The sequence below is a fragment of the Aurantimicrobium minutum genome (assembly GCF_029892845.1).
GTDB classification, from domain to species: Bacteria; Actinomycetota; Actinomycetes; order Actinomycetales; family Microbacteriaceae; genus Aurantimicrobium; species Aurantimicrobium minutum_B.
Genome location: NZ_JARXVT010000011.1, coordinates 1 through 1,422 on the forward strand (window position 1 = coordinate 1; position 1,422 = coordinate 1,422).

A 1,422-nucleotide genomic window follows, 5' to 3' on the forward strand; every position below is an offset into this window, starting at 1 on the left:
TGAACTGAACCCCAAAAGTGGGACTCGTAATTAAGAGTCTCTACTTGAAGGGAAGAAAGTTTATGGATCTCAGGGTCAAACATTCACTCGAAACCCGCATCGAAGTCGCCAGACTTTTCGATGCGGGTTTTGGTTTTCATGCCGTCGCTACTCAATTGGGTCTTCGTCGAGATTCGGTGCGGAATTGGCACGATCAATATTTGCAGGGTCGTCTTTTAGACTCTGCTGTTATGGGCAATAAAAAGTATTCGCCTCAGTTGAAGATTGCAGCTGTTGAGAAGTTCCTTTCAGGAACACCGAAGCAGGATGTTCTTGTTGAGTTCGAGATCTCTACTCGCGCCATGTTGGATAAATGGGTCGTGACTTATCGCGATGAGGGTCCGGCTGGTTTGTCGAAGACTGCCGGTCGCAAAGCGCGTGGTGATGGGCCGATGACTCCTGAAGAAGAACTTGCGTTTCTTCGAATGGAGAATGAGATTCTAAAAAAATGGGTGGCTCTAGCCCAGGAGGAAGATCGACGTCTGTCCGGTCTGTGATTGTTTCTGAGCTGGAGCACAAATACCCCACGCGAGCTGTTTTGAAGGCGGTGGGGTTATCTGTCTCCACCTACTATCGTCACCGTTCCAAAACTCCACAGGACCGTTATGAGCAGCTTCGGCCGCTGCTTCGTGACGTGTTTGATAATTCCTACAAATCGTATGGATATCGGCGCATTCGCGCCGTTCTTGCGGCTAAGCATGGCATCCAGTTGAGTGGGAAGACGGTGTTGAAGCTGATGCGGCAAGAGGGCCGCACATGCCAAGTTCGACGACGAAAGAAATACAAGTCCTACCGGGGCGAGGTCGGCAAGGCGGCACCGAACGTGTTGGCGAGAAACTTTGACGCCACGCAGCCGTCGAAGAAGTGGGTCACGGACGTTACAGAGTTTTATGTTCTGGGCCAGAAGCAATATCTCTCACCGGTGATCGATTTATTCAACCGGGAAGTGATCTCTTATGAGCTGGCTCCTTCGCCGGTGATGGGTCTGGTCACAGGAATGTTGGAGAAAGCCTTCACGCAGCTCAAACCAGGCACAGGGTTGGTGATGCATTCAGATCAGGGATGGCATTACCGTCATGCTGGCTATCAACTCGCGTTGAAACAACGCGGCATTACTCAATCAATGTCACGCAAAGGCAACTGTCTCGACAATGCTGTTGCAGAGAACTTCTTTGGACACTTCAAAGAAGAATTCCTACGTCAACACACATTCTCAAACATGACCCGGTTCAAGGCAGAACTAGAGAAATACATTCACTGGTTCAACCATGAACGCATCCAGGAAAAGTTGAAGGGACTGAGCCCGGTTGACTACCGGACACAGTCCCTTGCAAACTTAGAAACGACTCCCAATTAGAACTCCCACTTAAGGGGTTCAGTTCA

At 49.9% G+C, this 1,422-nt stretch carries 2 protein-coding genes; both read left to right on the forward strand.

The window, feature by feature from the left end; genetic code table 11:
* The first annotated feature begins 62 nt into the window (after positions 1–62).
* On the forward strand, positions 63–536 hold the full coding sequence (locus M2118_RS08830; RefSeq protein ID WP_280795575.1) for a helix-turn-helix domain-containing protein: 474 nt from the start codon (positions 63–65) through the stop codon (positions 534–536).
* Positions 533–1,396 carry an IS3 family transposase gene (locus tag M2118_RS08835; protein WP_280795576.1) on the forward strand — a complete coding sequence of 288 codons (864 nt, stop codon included), beginning with the start codon at positions 533–535 and terminating at the stop codon, positions 1,394–1,396. The genes M2118_RS08830 and M2118_RS08835 overlap by 4 nt, the downstream gene beginning before the upstream one ends.
* The last annotated feature ends 26 nt before the right edge of the window (positions 1,397–1,422 follow it).

What these genes read in the sequence shown, in the direction of transcription:
- M2118_RS08830 (WP_280795575.1), top strand. Translation starts at nt 63, where the DNA reads ATGGATCTCAGGGTCAAACATTCACTCGAAACCCGCATCGAAGTCGCC.